Source organism: Nostoc sp., assembly GCF_035638895.1.
GTDB lineage: Bacteria > Cyanobacteriota > Cyanobacteriia > Cyanobacteriales > Nostocaceae > Nostoc.
Window position 1 is genome coordinate 1 of the sequence record NZ_DASQZC010000266.1, and the last position, 16,950, is coordinate 16,950.

11 protein-coding genes are annotated in these 16,950 nt (G+C 42.7%); 4 read left to right on the forward strand and 7 right to left on the reverse strand.

The window, feature by feature from the left end; genetic code table 11:
- Positions 1-122 precede the first annotated feature (122 nt).
- From VE944_RS12855 to VE944_RS12870, 4 genes are all read right to left on the reverse strand, one after another.
- The gene (locus VE944_RS12855) at positions 123-1,535 is read right to left on the reverse strand and encodes a TolC family protein (RefSeq protein WP_324977556.1); all 1,413 of its coding nucleotides are present in this window, start codon (positions 1,533-1,535) and stop codon (positions 123-125) included.
- 107 nt (positions 1,536-1,642) lie between these two features.
- Entirely contained in the window at positions 1,643-2,314 is a 672-nt protein-coding gene (locus VE944_RS12860; protein WP_324977557.1) for an ABC transporter ATP-binding protein, read from the reverse strand.
- Positions 2,315-2,361: 47 nt separating this feature from the next.
- Positions 2,362-3,642: an ABC transporter permease gene (locus tag VE944_RS12865; protein ID WP_414690126.1), complete on the reverse strand. Its 1,281-nt coding sequence runs from the start codon at positions 3,640-3,642 to the stop codon at positions 2,362-2,364.
- 201 nt (positions 3,643-3,843) lie between these two features.
- Positions 3,844-5,412, reverse strand: a complete 1,569-nt coding sequence (locus VE944_RS12870; RefSeq protein WP_324977559.1) for an efflux RND transporter periplasmic adaptor subunit — start codon at positions 5,410-5,412, stop codon at positions 3,844-3,846.
- 713 nt (positions 5,413-6,125) lie between these two features.
- On the opposite strand from VE944_RS12870, the gene VE944_RS12875 reads away from it, so the two are divergent.
- The gene (locus VE944_RS12875; RefSeq protein WP_324977561.1) at positions 6,126-7,013 is read left to right on the forward strand and encodes a tetratricopeptide repeat protein; all 888 of its coding nucleotides are present in this window, start codon (positions 6,126-6,128) and stop codon (positions 7,011-7,013) included.
- Between the two features lie 211 nt (positions 7,014-7,224).
- Here VE944_RS12875 and VE944_RS12880 read toward each other — a convergent pair whose 3' ends face one another.
- A complete protein-coding gene (locus VE944_RS12880; protein ID WP_109009404.1) occupies positions 7,225-7,629 on the reverse strand; it encodes a response regulator in 405 nt (134 codons plus the stop codon).
- 322 nt (positions 7,630-7,951) lie between these two features.
- On the opposite strand from VE944_RS12880, the gene gyrA reads away from it, so the two are divergent.
- Together gyrA and VE944_RS12890 are read left to right on the forward strand one after the other, a co-directional pair.
- The gene (gene gyrA, locus VE944_RS12885) at positions 7,952-10,456 is read left to right on the forward strand and encodes a DNA gyrase subunit A (RefSeq protein ID WP_324977565.1); all 2,505 of its coding nucleotides are present in this window, start codon (positions 7,952-7,954) and stop codon (positions 10,454-10,456) included.
- 510 nt (positions 10,457-10,966) lie between these two features.
- Positions 10,967-11,152, forward strand: a complete 186-nt coding sequence (locus VE944_RS12890) for a chlorophyll a/b-binding protein (RefSeq protein ID WP_324977566.1) — start codon at positions 10,967-10,969, stop codon at positions 11,150-11,152.
- A 133-nt stretch (positions 11,153-11,285) separates the two neighbouring features.
- Here VE944_RS12890 and rpoD read toward each other — a convergent pair whose 3' ends face one another.
- Positions 11,286-12,455 (reverse strand): RNA polymerase sigma factor RpoD, encoded by a 1,170-nt coding sequence (rpoD, locus tag VE944_RS12895; protein ID WP_324977568.1) that lies wholly within the window; start codon positions 12,453-12,455, stop codon positions 11,286-11,288.
- Between the two features lie 1,943 nt (positions 12,456-14,398).
- The gene (gene gyrB, locus VE944_RS12900; protein WP_324977569.1) at positions 14,399-16,336 is read right to left on the reverse strand and encodes a DNA topoisomerase (ATP-hydrolyzing) subunit B; all 1,938 of its coding nucleotides are present in this window, start codon (positions 16,334-16,336) and stop codon (positions 14,399-14,401) included.
- Positions 16,337-16,553: 217 nt separating this feature from the next.
- Between gyrB and VE944_RS12905 the strand changes: the two genes are divergently transcribed.
- A partial coding sequence (locus VE944_RS12905) for a tRNA (adenosine(37)-N6)-dimethylallyltransferase (RefSeq protein ID WP_324977571.1) occupies positions 16,554-16,950 on the forward strand: 397 nt, incomplete at its 3' end.

Sequence of the window (16,950 nt, forward strand, 5' to 3'; positions counted from 1 at the left end):
CATTTCGCTTCTCTACGAGACGCTACCGCGAACGCTGCATTCGCAATGACATTGTGTAATTAATTATGTTTACCTACTTAGGCAAAGCAGTACTAAGCAAACTTTTCTTTAATGATTTGACCTTAGCGCGAACCTCTGGAAGTGACTGATCTTTGCAAATTAGCTAGAGCGCGATTGTAATCTAAAATAGCTGCGACTCGATTACCTTCTGCTCTTGTCAGATCATTTTCAGCAGAAATCACCTCTGTTTGAGTACCTACACCTGCTTGGAACCTCAGCCTTGCTAAATTCAGAGCTTCCCTAGCTTGATTTAAAGCCACACTAGAAGTCTGCACATTATTTAAATTGGATTGCAATTGAGAATAGTACTGTTCTACATCAAAGCGAATTAGGTCGCGCTGGCTGCCAAATTGAGACTCTGCGATCGCAACATTAGCTCTCGATTGAGCCGCCCTTGCTCTTGCAGCTCCGGCATCAAATAAAGTGAGATTTCCGTTAAGTCCCAATGAATAGCCATCATTAATGTTGGCGCCATCATTAAACCGATCTGACAGGTTGTAGTTGCCTGCCAAACTAATTTGCGGCCCCAACTGCGAAAGTGCCTGTCGTCGCTGTTGCTCGGAAATATTACGTTGTGCTAATTGCTGTTGCAATTCTGGGCGATTTTGAAACGCTTGGACAATACTTTGTTCTACCGTCTGGGGCCAAAGACCGGCTATTTGTACAGGATCTGCGGCGCTAATATCAGCTGACTCTGACAAACTTAACAACGTGGCAAGCTGACGACGGGCGATTTGCTGTTGAGAAATAGCATTAGTCAGTTCTTGTTGAGAGTTTGCTAAATTTACCTGAGCTTGCAACACATCAAACCGCGTACCCACTCCAGCCTGTTCTCTAGCTTGAGTATCCCGCAAACTAGCTTGGGCATTTTCCACAGCAGCTCGATTAATTCTTACTTGTTCATCTGCTTGTTGCAAATTATAGTATTGAGTCGTGGTGTTCAAACTAATTGTCAAAGACTGATTTTCAACATTCAATTGATCCACACGTAGTTGTTCTTGGGCAGCTTGGATTGTCGCTTCTCTATTACCAGAGCTATAAACGTCATAATTCAGTTGGGCTGAACCATTAAAAGAGGTGCTGCTCTGAGATGAATTATTAGTAAAACCATTACCCCTATTAGTTACACTACTGTCAATTCCCAGAGTAGGAAATAAAGCAGCTTGAGACTCGCGTAGCTCAGAACGACTGCGTTCTAGCTGTAACAGGGCTACCTGTAAATCTCGATTGTTGCGTCGTGCTAATTCCAAAGCTTGTGCCAAACTGATTGGCACAATTCCCCGAATCCTTACTTCCTGCGGTTTGGTAGGAAATTGCAGAGGATTAGAGCTGGGGTTGAGGTAATCGGGAACCTTTACAGGGCTTGAGGTATTTTGGGGTTTTGGGGGAGTTGCTGCACTTACTGCATTTGGAAAAAGAATAGCGAAGGCTAGGCTAACCCAGGTAAAATGCACGAAGAATAAACTGAAATTCATAAATAGATTGTAGTTATTAATTAGTTGTTGAGGATATAATCACAACTTTTCATCTTAATTGATCTATGGGAATTTAAATTCCCCCTCAAAAAACTGATATTAATAAATTAGCCTACAATCAAGCCATCCTGAACTCGAATAATCCTTTTGGTTTGAGCAGCAATATCTGGTTCATGAGTGACAATTACAATCGTGATCCCTTGGTCATTAAGTTCTGTCAGTAAACTCATCACCTCATGAGAAGTTTCAGTGTCTAAAGCTCCTGTTGGCTCATCTGCCAAAACTAATGCAGGTCGATTGACTAAAGCACGAGCGATGGCTACCCGTTGTTGTTGTCCCCCAGATAGTTGACTCGGACGGTTAGATATGCGTCCCGCTAGTCCTACTTTTTCTAAAGCATCTAATGCCCTTTCACGGCGCTTTGGCTTAGGCAAGTTAGCGTAAACCATTGGTAGCATAACATTTTCCAGCGCTGTTGCTCGCGCCAATAAATTAAATTGTTGGAAAACAAAACCAATCCTTTGGTTACGAATATAGGCTAATTCATCATCATCAAAAGTCGTCAGGTTTCTGCCTTCAAAAATATAGTCTCCAGTTGTGGGACGATCCAGACATCCCAAAATATTCATGAGTGTGGATTTCCCCGAACCTGACGCACCCATAATCGAGACATATTCCCCTTCTTCAATAGAGAGTTCAATCCCCTTGAGGATTGGAACACTAACTTCTCCCAAATGGTAAGTTTTAGTAATAGATTCCATCCAAATCATTGTTGGCATAGTAGAGAGACGCGATTAATCGCGTCTGTACAAGAATTACGAATTATTTAGTCGCTTCTTAAAGCAGTAATTGGATCTAATTTAGATGCATTCCGTGCTGGAATTACCCCAGCGACTAAGCCAACGCTCAAGGAGAGTCCAAAGCCAGCAATAATCGACAATAAAGAAATTACAAAGGGAAATTTGAAAGTGTTTGCAGCTATAAAGGCTAATAAAATGCCAGTAACCATCCCAATACATCCACCAACGATGGAAATCACGATCGCTTCGGTTAAAAATTGATTAAGTATTGCAGAATTGGTGGCTCCTACGGCTTTGCGAATCCCGATTTCTCGCGTCCGCTCAACCACGGAAACCAGCATAATGTTGGCAATACCGATTCCACCAACCACTAACGAAATTCCAGCGATCGCTACCACCATTACTGTAAATAAACCCACAATATTAGTGAAGGTACTAACAATATCAGCTTGATTGGTCAGTCGAAAATCATCAGCTTGCGGCGGATAAATGTTGTGACGCAGCCGTAAAAGATTGGTGACTTGAAACTGAGCGGCTTCTAACTGTTCCTGATTAGCGCCTTTAACTAAAATTCCATTTACAGAAACGCCTACCAGGGCATTGTTCCCAACCAGTCTCTTCGACATAGTAGTTAGAGGAATAAAAACCTGGTCATCTCGATCCATCGGCCCTTGAGAACCTTTAGGTTCCATCACCCCAATTACTTCATAAGCCTCTCCCTGAATGCGGATTCTCTCACCGATAGGATTTACACGCTGTCCAAAGAGTGTTCTTTGAACTGTAGGGCCAAGAATAGCTACCTGTGCAACAGTATCTAGTTCTTGTTGAGTAAAATATCTCCCTTGCTGGGGGTGAGTATTTCTGACTTCTGGGTAGTTCAAATCTGTGCCATAAATGGTTGTTGAGGTGTTCTGTCCGGCATATACAACTTGAGCGCTGCGTTGGAGATAAGCAGAAACCATCTGTGCTGATGGTGCTTGTGTAGCGATCGCCTTTGCATCTTCCCAAGTCAAGGTGCTGCTAGAACCTACTCCTTGACGGACATTCCCGCTTCTTGCTGCACCCGCCAAAATTTGGATCACATCTGTACCCAATGCTTGTATCTGTTGCTCAACCCCCTTTTGCACTCCCTGACCGACAGAAGTAATGGCAATAACTGAAGAAATCCCAATAATTACGCCCAACATAGTTAGACCTGTGCGTAATTTGTTACTCCACAGAGTCTCTGCCGCCATTGTCAAAATTTCCAGCAACGGCACTGTACGAGTATTTTTAGTTTTGTAAAAGCTCTTAAATATCTTAAACATAATGTTTTATTTAAAACTCAACACAATTGAGTTAAGCATTTCTTCCTTTGCGTCCTTTGCGGTTCGTTAAAAAGTTGAGCCTTTTTACTCGGCAGTTGAACCTTTTTACTCGACATTTGAGCCTTTTTACTCCCCTTTCTGTTCCATATTCCCTGCTTCCTTGCCTCTTTTTAACTAAACCGTATTGATTTAAAACTAACTTTAAGGGGAACCACCGCCTTGACGACCACCACCAGAACGACCACCTCCGCCTCCTGTGCCTCCTCCTAGACCAGGGAAAACTCCTCCTCTTGGTGTTGATTGCGGACGCGATCCTGGTGGGAAACTGAGCAATACCCTTTCGTTTCCTGTCAATCCAGACTTAACTTCAGTAAAGTTATTCGCGCTGACACCAGTCTTAATAGGAGTAAATACAGGTCTGTTATTCTTTCCTGCCACAAATACACCTGTGGCATTTTCTTGTCGCACCACCGAGGCCGTCGGCACTACTAGAGCATTTTCAACTTGACCGGCTTGAAAATCTACTTCCGCATTCATCCCAGATCGCAGTACCCTTTGAGGATCTGAAAGTGATACTCTCACTTCAAAACTGGTGACGTTTTGCTCTACTATTGCTTGGGCAGCAATTTGGCTGACTTTACCTTCAAAAGTTTTTCCTGGGTAAGCATCCGCCTTAATCGAGACTTTTTGACCAAGGCTGATTTTGGAAATATTTGTTTCCGCTAAATTTGCGACAACTTCATTTGTTGAAGCTAAAGACAAGATTGAAGAAGAAGAAGAAGAAGCTACTTCACTACTGGCTGTTGTAGGTGTCACAAAAGCGCCGGGATCAGCAAACTTCTTTGTCACCACACCATCAAAAGGTGCACGAATAATTGTGTCATTGATTTCGGCTTGGATATTTTGCAACGAACCACGAGCAGATGTTACCTGGGCGCGGGCTGCGTCAATATCTTCTTGGCGCGTTCCGGCTTTTAGAAGTGCCAAAGCTTGCTGTCTTTGCTTTACCACAGCTTGGGCTTGCTCAATGTCTTCTGGACGTGACCCGGCTTTTTGCAGAGCTAATGCCTGTTGTGCTGCATTCACAGTAGCTTGGGCGGCATCACGATCGGCACGGCTTTGGTTGAGAGTCTGAAGGGAAATACCGCCTGCATTGTAAAGTTGTTGATTGCGGAGAAGATTATCTTCTGCTTTTCTTAGAGCCGCTTGAGTATTTTGTAACTGTGCCTGTGCTTGGGCGATATCTTGAGAGCGATTACCTGCTTGTACCTTTTGTAGATTCGCCTGGGCTTCGTCTAATGCTCCTTGTGATTGGCCAATATCTTGAGGGCGATTACCTGCGATCGCTTTTTGCAGATTCGCCTCGGCTTGTGCCAATTGTCCTTGAGCAGAGGTGAGTTGCCCCCGCAAGTTGGAATCATCCATGTAAGCAACAATCTGTCCCTGTTTGACGATATCTCCTTCTTTCGCCAGCAGGCTTTTCAGGATGCCGGAATTTTTCGGACTGAGGTTAATTGACCGCTCAGGTTTCACCGTTCCGTTCGCTGAAACTGTCATTGTTAAACTCTGCCTTTCTACAGGCTGTGTCAGCACCCGGCGGCTGGCTTGTTGACGGGGAGCAACCGTTACTTGGTAATAAACGGCATAGCCAATTCCACCCAAAAGGCAAAGAGCAATTAGCCAAGAGAGCCAATTACGTCCCCCCTTTTTTTTCTTTACCTCTGGAACTAAAACTGATGAATCTACGGTCTTCTGTGTATCAATTTTCATATAATTTCGTTTAAAAAGAACGGCTACCGAGCTAGTTATTCACGGCTAATATAGCCTGGTAGCCCTATACCAACAATGATTTTGAGTTTTTAGTGTTTTAGTAAGATTCTGTCTTCTTTATAGTTGCGTCTGCCGTCGCGATCGCAATCTTGATTGAGATCGCCAACAACGTAGACTTTCGTCTAGACACTTGCAGGCGCAGTCAAGAGAGTGGGAACAATGATCAGGGTAGCAGCAGATAAAACTATGGATATCCGGTTTGCTTTTAACATGGAATTGATTCTTTATTTGCATTAAAGTTATATTTTGTTGAGGTTTGAATTCAGCAATCTTTAGACAGTTATTTTTGTTTTGGCATCAAGGAGTTTAATATTTACCTCATCGTATAAATTCATACACATTAATTATTGCTTAAAACGTCCAAACCAATGTATGACCAAAGTCATTAGTAATTCCAGACTGATGTATGACCAAAGTCATAAATTTTTTAATGGTGAGTGGGGACTTGTACTGAGCGACTTGCCTTGAACCTGTCCTGAGCGTAGCCGTTCGCGTAGCGTCTCGCAGAGAAGGGATGCCCTATTCCCCATTCCCTACTCCCCACTCCCTACTCCCTAATTAATCCTAATGATGTAAGATTTTGCTACCGTCAACAGCGCAGATCGTTTAAGCTAGCTGAAAGATTCTTTGATTAGTGGCTTAAAGGCGGTAATGTGCCTAAACATGTTCGTTTGATTTCTTTTCTAATGGTCTGTAGTTTATGGAGTATGCCAAAAGCCGCTAACGCGCAGGCGTTAATACCCCATACATTGCAACTAGATGGGGCAAAGTTAGAGAAGCAGGGGTTGACCTTGGCCCAGGAGGCGGCTCAACTGGCTCAGTTTCAACAGGTTGATTTAGCTTTGCCACGAGCGAGGCTGGCTAGTCAACTGGCTCCTAAGAATGATAAAGTTTGGTTGCTCTTAGGTGGATTGCAACTGCAAACTAAAGAGTTTGACGGGGCGATCGCTAGCCTGAAAAAAGCGCAATCTATCAACCCCAAAAATGGTGATATTTTGTTTGCTTTGGGATCAGCTAATTTTCAGCAGAAAAATTACCAAGCAGCTGTTGTTAATTACCAAGACGGTTTGAGGTTAAAACCCAATGATCCAGAGGGTTTGTTTAATTTGGGTAATGCTTATTATCTGCTGGGTCGATTGCCAGATGCGATCGCGCAGTACAATACAGCAGTTTCTCAAGATAAAAAATTCTGGCCGGCGCTCAACAACATTGGCTTAATCAACTACGAACAGGGTGATATCCCCGGAGCGATTAAGCGATGGCAATCTGCTGTAACCCTTGATAAGCAAGCCGCAGAACCTTTATTGGCTTTGGCAGTGGCATTGTATACTAAAGGCGACCGCCAACAAGGATTAAGCTTGGGAGAAGCCGCACTCCGCATCGATCAGCGCTATGCTAATTTGGATTTCCTCAAAGAAAATCTCTGGGGCGATCGCCTACTGTCTGATACGAAAAAATTCTTAGAATTACCCCGTATTCAAGCAGCACTACAGCAACCAGAAAACTCATCATCAGCCCCTGGACAACAGCCTACTCAATAGGAGTGGGGATGAGAGAGCAGGGGGAGCAGGGGAGGCAGGGGAAGAAGAATGAAGAACCAATTCCCCACTCCCTACTTACTACTCCCCTCTCCTATTACCACTTGCCTAATTGCACCTTTTCATAGTACATCTATACTAAACTTACTAAATATAGGAACTAATCGCCCAAAAATGTTTGCGGGCGAGTATTCCTGAAATTAGTTGTCAATTCTCAATGGTCATCTGTGGGTAGAAGTGCGATGATTTGGTCAACAAACTGTTGATGGTCAACAACTGGCTTAGAAATGTAACCATCAGCACCGCTTTGCTTGAGAAAGTTTTCGCGATCGCCTTCCATAGCATGTGCCGTCACTAAAATAACGGGTAAGTTTGCTGTTTTGGGATCAGATTTTAACATTTGTGTAATTTTGATTCCATCAACAGATTTACCTTGGTAAACGCTTCTAGACAGAGAAACATCCATTAAAATCAGGTCGGCTTCTCCTGATTGGGCAATTTTTATTACTTCTTCGACATTTTCAGTGTGTTTTACACCCAAGCCGCCACGCTTGGACAAAATTTTGGAAAAAACACGAGCATTAATTAGATCGTCTTCGACAATTAAAACAGTTTTCATGAGATTTTTAGTAATAGAGGTAGAGGTAAGGTGATTAGGCAATTCAAAACTTAAAATGAGAAAGTGCAGTCATGGCAAGTATCCTGGCTATGGAGTCTATACAAATTAAGTGTGCAGCGTATCATTCGATTAAAACAGATAGCAGATAGCTGTTTCCTTTTTAATAGTTAATGTACATCCTGTCATCAAGGATGATACTACTGCTTTTTCTTTTATGACTATCAATATTTTGTTAGGAATCCCATTTCATCCGTTATGCTGTGGTTGCTGCAATATTGAGTTCCGACGGCTTTAGTGTAGTTAAATTTCAGGGAAAAAACTCATGGCAAAACAGTTAAACCTTCTCTCAACGGGACAGGTAATTACAACAGCCCTGCATACCGAGATGCAACGGTCTTATCTAGAATATGCCATGAGCGTGATTGTCGGGCGAGCGCTACCAGACGTGCGTGATGGCTTAAAACCAGTGCATCGCCGCATTCTATATGCCATGCACGAACTCGGTTTAGTACCAGATAGACCCTATCGAAAATGTGCCCGTGTAGTGGGTGATGTGTTGGGTAAATACCATCCCCACGGCGACCAATCAGTTTACGATGCTTTAGTTAGGCTGGTACAGGATTTTTCTAGCCGCTATCCTTTGCTGGCAGGACACGGTAATTTTGGCAGTGTCGATAATGACCCGCCAGCAGCGATGCGTTATACAGAAACGCGTCTCGCACCCATCAGCCATGAGGGAATGCTGACAGAAATTGGCGAAGAAACTGTGGAATTTGTCGGTAACTTTGATAATTCCCAGCAAGAACCAACAGTTTTACCTGCTCAGTTGCCATTTCTGTTGCTCAATGGCTGTGCTGGTATTGCTGTGGGAATGGCAACAAATGTTCCACCCCACAACTTGGGGGAAGTTGTCGATGGGTTAATTGCCTTAATCGACAATCCAGATTTGCCAGATGAAAAATTATTTGAGTTAATTCCAGGGCCAGACTTTCCTACTGGTGGAGAAATAATTGGTGAGACTGGAATTCGAGAAGCATATACCACAGGTAAAGGTGGGATTCTGCTGCGGGGAGTTGCGACTCTGGAAGAAATTCCAGCTACAAGGGGAAGCAAGCGACGGACGGCAATTATCATTACAGAATTGCCTTATCAAGTGAATAAGGCTGCCTGGATTGAGAAGGTAGCGGACTTAGTAAATCAAGGACGCTTGCAAGGAATTTCTGATCTTCGAGATGAAAGCGATCGCGAAGGGATGCGGGTGGTAATTGAACTCAAACGCGATACCAATCCCCAAGAAGTTCTCCAGCATTTGTATCATCAAACTGCTTTGCAAATGACTTTTGGGGCAATTCTCTTAGCAATAGTGAATGGACAACCCCGCCAGTTAAGTTTGCGTCAACTGTTGCAGGAGTTTTTGAGTTTCCGAGAAGAGACGCTGAACCGTCGCTACAATTACGAGTTGGAGAAAGCCCAAAGTCGTGTGCATTTGCTGGAAGGTTTACTCAAAGCACTATCTAATTTGGATCAGGTAATTGAAATTTTGCGGCAAGCTCCCGATGGAAGTACGGCAAAAATAAACCTTTGTAGCCGACTAGATTTGAGTGAGGTACAAGGAGATGCAATTCTGGCTATGCCGTTGCGTCGCCTCACCAGTTTAGAACAGCAAAATTTGCAGCAGGAATTTGAGCAGATAAGTGAACAAATTAGACTGTTGGAGCTATTACTCAACGATCGCCGAGAATTACTCAAGGCACTGAAAAAAGATTTGCGATCGCTCAAGCGCAAGTACAACGATCCCCGGCGTACCAAGCTAGCGCCTACCAGCACCGATACAAAGGTACAAGAGAACAAAGGAACAAGGGGACAAGGAGTAGAGGAAGAAGAGGAACTTAAATCTTCTGAACCAGCAGAAGAAGCGGTTTTAGAGTTTACCCAACGGGGTTATGTGCGCCGCACCCAGCCATCTGGGAGAAAGTCAAAAGGTGAAAATGGTCTGCATGATAACGATTTCATTATCCAAACTGTTTTAACTGACACAGAAAAAGACTTGCTAATACTAACTGGTGGCGGCAAAGTCTATCCTGTAAAGGTGGGAGAAATTCCCCCAACCACTGGACGTTCTCCACGGGGAAAACCTTTGATTACCATGCTCAGTAATACTGCTCAAGGCGCTCAAGAAGCAGTCGTCAGCCGCTTTTTGCTGCCGGAAAATCTTGAAACTAAGCAGATGATTCTCTTAACAAAAGAGGGACGGATTAAGCGGCTGTCTCTGGGAGAATTTACTAACTTGACTAGGCGCGGAATCACAATTTTAAAGCTCAAAGACGATGATGAATTGTCATTTACCCAGTTCACCAAACCAGGGGAGCATCTAATTTTAGCTAGTTCCGGTGGGCGACTGTTGCGCTTTGCAGTCAATGATGAACAATTACCGATCATGGGGCGCACAGCGATGGGTTTACAAGCATTTCGGTTATTGAAAAATCAGCAAATGGTTGGCTGTGTCACTGTTGGTAAAGATGACCAGCTACTGCTAGTTACTCAAGAAGGATATGCCAAACGAATGCCCGCGAGTCAGCTAAGAGCAGCTAATCGCGGCGATTTAGGCACGCAAGCGCTGAAATTCGCTAGCAAAACTGACAACTTAGCTGGTATGGTTATAGCAACGATCGCATCTGCCGAGGTAGCTTTAGTGACGAATAAGGAGCGGGTAGTGCGGATACCTCTGGAAACAGTGCCAATATTGGGCAAAGATGTTAAAGGTGAGAGTATCATCCAACTCAACCGCGATGAAAAAATTATCACCGTTGCTGAAGTGCGAATGTAAATCAAGGTAAGTTTTTATTATTTTTAGGCTTCGCCTCGTTCCCAGTCTCCGGCTGGGAATGCCTTTTTAGAGGGTCAGTGCCTCCCGAATGGCGGCAGAAAATATTTGGATGGTTCTGACTTAAGTATCATCCACATACAAAATAAAAGTTTTGCATTTTGTTTAATGTACGTCTTTAAGTATTTTTTACTCTAAGTATCTCTATTAATTATCAATAATTTTTAATTGTAAAATAACAAACTCTATGAAATACAAAGCAATACAAATGATTATTTGATAATTAATCTCAATAAAGATAGGATTGGCTCTGACGATAAAAATTTACATAACATTTCTTCTACGTCGGTAAATCTAACTAAAGGCAGATATTTTAATCTGTATAAATAGCAATTGCTGTTTATGTCAAGCTATGGAAACAAAAGTATAAAACATGTTGCCTTTATTAAAATATTTGTTATATTAGTTTACATAAGGCAATAAACCTTAAAAATTAAGTTTGGAGTCCGAACCATGACAAATGTAACCACAACAAAAGTAACCACTCCTGTAATTGAAGATCGCAACGCTTGGCGTTGGGGCTTTACTCCACAAGCAGAAATTTGGAACGGTCGCTTGGCAATGATTGGTTTTTCAGCAGCCGTTTTGGTTGAGCTTTTTTCTGGTCAAGGCTTTCTACATTTTTGGGGCATCCTATAAGTTTTAATATCTAAGATGACCTATAAATAAAAAAACCTGGAGTGCTAATTCACTACCAGGTTTTTTATTTTTTTGTAATTAGTCAGTTGTCATTTGTTTATTTACTAATGACCAATGACTAATGACTAATTGACTACCGAATATACTCTTTGAGAACGCTGTTACGATTTGGATGGCGTAATTTGCGGAGTGCTTTCGCTTCAATTTGACGAATGCGTTCGCGGGTGACGTTGAAAATCTGTCCGATTTCCTCAAGAGTCTTCATCCGACCATCATCCAAGCCGTAACGCAGTCTGAGAACATCGCGTTCACGAGGACTTAGACTATCGAGGACTTTTTCAAGGTCTTCGCGCAGAAGGTTTTTGGAAACTTGGTCTTCTGGTGTTTCACCATCAGATTCAATAAAATCGCCCAATCGAGAATCTTCTTCTTTACCAATGGGCGTTTCTAGTGAAATAGGTAGCTGGGCAGATTTAGCAATAAACCGCAACTTCTCAATGGTCATTTCCATGCGAGTGGCGATTTCTTCTTCAGTAGGTTTGCGACCCATTTCTTGAGACAGTAACTTGGTAGTTTTCTTAATCCTAGAGATGGTTTCGTAAAGGTGAACTGGAAGACGAATTGTGCGGGATTGATCTGCGATCGCGCGGGTAATTGCTTGACGAATCCACCATGTAGCATAAGTGGAGAACTTATAACCTTTTTCGTGGTCAAACTTTTCAGCGGCACGAATCAAACCGAGACTGCCTTCCTGAATTAAGTCTTGGAACGACAAACCACGATTCATGTACTTCTTGGCAATGGAAACTACAAGACGGAGGTTAGATTGCACCATCTTGTCTTTCGCCCTACGACCAACATGGAGGCGATAACGAAAAGCTGGCAAAGGTAGTTGTACTGCTTCTGCCCATTCACTATCTTTAGGATCGCGATCTAACTGTTCACAGAGTCTTTCCCGAACCCTCTCTAATTCCAGCAAATCAGCGATTTTCCGCGCCAATTCAATTTCTTCGTCTGCCCGCAACAGCCGAATTCTACCAATTTCTTGCAAGTAGAGCCGAATTGAATCTTCGGTATAGTGCTTCTTCTTGCTTTGTGTCCGACGACGCGATTTAGCGGCTTTTCCAGACTTTGCGTCGTCCTCATCAGACTGAGGCTCTAAAAATTCCTCGTCACCTTCATCGATGATCAGCAAGTCCTCTTCATCGTCTATTAAGAGTTCTTCTAACTCGAGCTCAGGCTGATTTATTATTTCTAGGTCAGGCTGATATATGCTTTCGAGTACGTTGTTAGCCTGGTTCATGCCGCGTTCCTCATGCTCCTTGCAGAATCAATTACTCAAGATGTGTTTACTGCTCTTTTAAACGAGCTATTCATCAACCGAAAATAAACTTTTCAGACGATTTGCCAAAGATATTTTCGGACGTTTTACACCTCCGGTAGGAGGTTTTTTACTTTATTTTTACTTTAGTTTAAGCGATTACTAAAAGTGACTTGCTCATCTTAGTAAATGTTATGTGTGTTGCTATCACACACTGCTTTCAACTAACTGGTCAAAAAAAAGACTCGCCTTTATCAAAAAATTTGCCACTCTATACTAATGAGTTCAGACTGTTGGCAGATTTTCCTAGAAAGACTCTTCCGATTGTAGCCTGTTTCACAGAAATTGCACTCTTTTTGTGTATTAATCATGAACTTCTAAAGCAATTATTAGCCACTATTACCAAAAAGACATTAAAAACGGGAGTTATACTCTTAAATTTTTCTCCACTTTTCGGAATTGCAGTGACCCTCTTATTACATTACAAAGTAAGTACGTTTGCTTTTGCTGGATTTCATGTATTTTACACAACATTCATTACTTAGGAAGAGTGAATTTTATGTTAACTCAGACAATTCGTTTTAATCTACCCATTTTTACATTTCCTTCACAAATTACGCATTCCTTAGACTAAACCGGGTCTTGACCTTGGGTAAATACAACAAGGGTGATGGTGTTTGCCTTAAAGCAGTTAACCTTCTGTGTACTAATTACCTTAACTGAGGAGTTAAGGTTGTAGCAGAATCGACCTGATAGCAGATCAATTTAGGTTTAACTAATTTGGTCTTATTCACACGTTAGCGCACTGTGGCGATTTCAGCCCTATGAAACTTGACAAACTTTTCTTATTGTATACAAGGATATTTTAATCAATACAAAAAGAATTTGTCTTGCGAACTCGCCAGTATAGTCTTATTTAAGGCAAAAGTTCATTAGACACATCCGATACAATAGCGATCGCCACGGCAGTACATGAAGATATTAACAAGCTTGCTGTCAGATGGTGTTCCCTTCCAGTAGGCATTACCTCCAATAAAGAGAACCTCGAAGATTGCCTGATGATTTGGTTACAAACTTTGTTTACGTAAGTATTTTGTAAACTTAAATACTTTTATTCCAGTAAGTTTCTGTCATATTATTATGAGAAATCCTCAAAATACTTATTAATTGCTGTTTGATAGATGAGATTCAGTTATTTTCTTAAAGCATAACAAATGTGTTTCTAGCTGGTGGACAAAATAAATCAGCCAGCCAGCGCAAAGAGTATTATCTTAACTAAACTTCTATAAAGTTGGTAGTTTAGCTAACACTAGAAGATTGAATTTTTGTAAAATATTGACAATAAGCAAATTATATGGTCTTTTGCTAACTGAAAAATTTAGAATTTTTGTAGTTATGTTGCCCTGACCTACCACTTGCGTGATAAAGCAACCTAATTTTTTTTAATTAATTTCTACCCCTAGTGGTGTGTCAAGCTAACAATGCTTGGATTGAATAACGTAGATGCAAAGCGGTGAGGGGGTTGCAGTTTTCTCCCTTCTCTAGGAGACGCTTCGCGAAGGCGCTAGCCTTTCCCTTTGAGATTCGGGGAAAGGCTAAAAGCGATAGCGTAGCGTTAGCGAGTCCGCGAGCGTCTGGCGGCTCCCATAGCAACAAAGGAGCATCAGGGCTTGCCGCAGGCTACCGCAGAGGCACAGAGAACACAGAGAGAAAGATTCTAAAACTTGGTTTACTTAAGCATTGTTGGCTTGACAGACTACTTACGGAAACTGGAAACTATCAGCAATGCTTGAACTACCGTGGTGTTGGGGTGGTTTTTAGATTTGGGGGAAAAGGCAGTTTTGGATATAAAAAAGGTAATGGGTGAAAACGTATCACCCATTACCAATGTCATAAATTATTCGAGTCGTGTCAGAGAATCGATATTAAATATCTAAATCGGTGAAGTTGAGTTTAGAACCGTATGTTTCGATGAATTCTCGTCTGGGGGCGACGCGATCGCCCATTAAAATTGTGAAGATGCGATCGGCTTCAGCAGCGTCCTCAATTTCAACTTGCTTCATTTTGCGGGTTTCTGGGTTCATTGTGGTGTCCCAGAGTTGTTGTGGCATCATTTCACCCAAACCTTTGAAGCGTTGGATGGTATAGTTGGCGTTAGCAGGGAATTTGGCGATCGCTTGATTCTTTTCGCGATCGCTATAGCAGTACTCATGATTACGTCCCCGTTCTACTTTAAACAGTGGGGGACAAGCAATATAAATAAAGCCTTGTTCGATGAGCGCTCGTTGATATCGATAGAAGAATGTTAACAACAAAGTCCGAATGTGCGCCCCATCTACGTCAGCATCTGTCATGATGACTATGCGGTGATAACGCAGTTGGTTGGAATCGAATTCATCACCTTTGACACCTAAACCGAGTGCTGTAATTAACGATTGAACTTCGTTATTTTTATAAATTTTGGCATCGTCGGTTTTTTCAATGTTGAGAATTTTACCACGTAGAGGCAAGATAGCTTGAGTGCGGCGATCGCGTCCTTGTTTGGCACTCCCACCGGCTGAATCCCCTTCCACGATGAATATCTCAGATTCGCTGGGATCACGAGAACTACAATCTGCCAATTTACCAGGTAATGGCGAAGATTCCAGTACAGATTTGCGCCGAACTAATTCCCGCGCATGACGCGCTGCTTCTGCGGCTTTGAAAGCTTGGATAGCTTTATCTAAAATTGAGTCTGCGATCGCAGGGTGAAATTCTAGATACTCGGTGAGGACTTCTCCTACCAAAGAATCAACAATCCCTCGAACTTCGGTGTTACCGAGTTTGGTTTTGGTTTGTCCTTCAAATTCTGGATCTGGAACTTTAACGGAAATTACCGCAGTCAAACCTTCGCGGACGTGTTCGCCACTGAGGTTAGTTTCATTCTCTTTAATTTTATTGCGCTTGCGAGCGATCGCATTTAATGTCCGAGTCAGAACTGCTTTCAACCCTTCTAAGTGCGTACCACCATCCACTGTACGAATATTGTTGGCAAAACCTAGAACATTATCCGTATAAGCATCAGTACACCATTGTAATGAAACTTCTACTTGCACATTGTTGCGTTCGCCCTGCACATAGATAATTTCTTCATGCAACGGCTGCTTCTCGCGGTTCATGTAAGCAATATATTCTTTAATGCCACCCTTGTAATCGTAGGATTCTACTTTCGGTGTATCGCTTTTTAGTAGTTCTAAACGGTGGTCAGTAAAGGTAATTTTGACACCTGCATTCAGATACGCCAATTCCCGTAGGCGACCTGATAAAGTGATGTAATCAAACTCAATGCTAGTTGTAAAGATTTGAGTATCTGGCTTAAAGGTGACAGAAGTTCCAGTTCTAGCTTCTTTGTAAGGCTTTACTTGCAGTTCACTAACTGGGATACCGCGTTCATAGCGTTGGAGATAAACTTTTTTATCTCGCCAAACTGTAACTTCTACAACCTCAGACAGGGCATTAACAACAGAAATACCAACCCCGTGCAATCCTCCAGAAACTTTGTAACCACCGCCGCCAAACTTACCACCGGCGTGTAGTACCGTCATTACGGTTTCCAAAGCCGATTTTCCGGTGCGCGAGTGAGTATCGACGGGAATACCGCGACCATCATCTGTTACAGTCACCGAACCATCAGCGTTGATATCTACCTCTATATGAGTGCAATGACCCGCCAAAGCCTCATCGATTGAATTGTCCACCACCTCGTAAACTAAATGGTGGAGTCCTCGCGGCCCAGTGGTACCAATGTACATTCCTGGTCTTTTGCGGACGGCTTCCAGACCTTCCAGAACTTGAATCTGATCGGCACTGTAACTGCTCGTCATGTAAACTCTCCTGATGCGTGGGGTTGAAATCGCCTAAAGGCAAATAAAAGTAAAAACACTCCAAAATTGTAACACAAAAGCCTTGCTGGCGTCTGTAGGGCATTTTCTAGAGAAGTTTATACTGGGGTTGCACTATCGTGGAAGAGGGGCAGGGGGAGCAGGGGAGGCAGGGGAAGCAGGGGAAGCAGGGGGAGAATAGCTTAATAACTAATGACTAATGACTAAATTAATTGTGATTTCTGGGGCGACGGCAACGGGTAAATCGGGTTTGGCTTTGGCTTTGGCGATGCGGTTGGGTTCTGTAATTCTCAGTGCTGATTCTCGTCAAGTCTACCGTGAGTTTGATATTGGGACGGCGAAACCAACTGTGGCTGAACAAAAATTGGTGCCGCATTATTTAATAGATATCTGCAATCCAGCAGATATCATGACAGTAGCAGACTATCAGGAGCAAACACAAGCCTTAATTGCTTCTGTTGGTGTTACACCACTGTTGCTAGTTGGTGGCACTGGTTTATATATCCGTTCTATTGTCCAAGGGATGAAAATTCCGAGAGTTGCACCACACATGGAATTGCGATCGCAGCTTGAATCTCTCGGTCAACCACAACTCT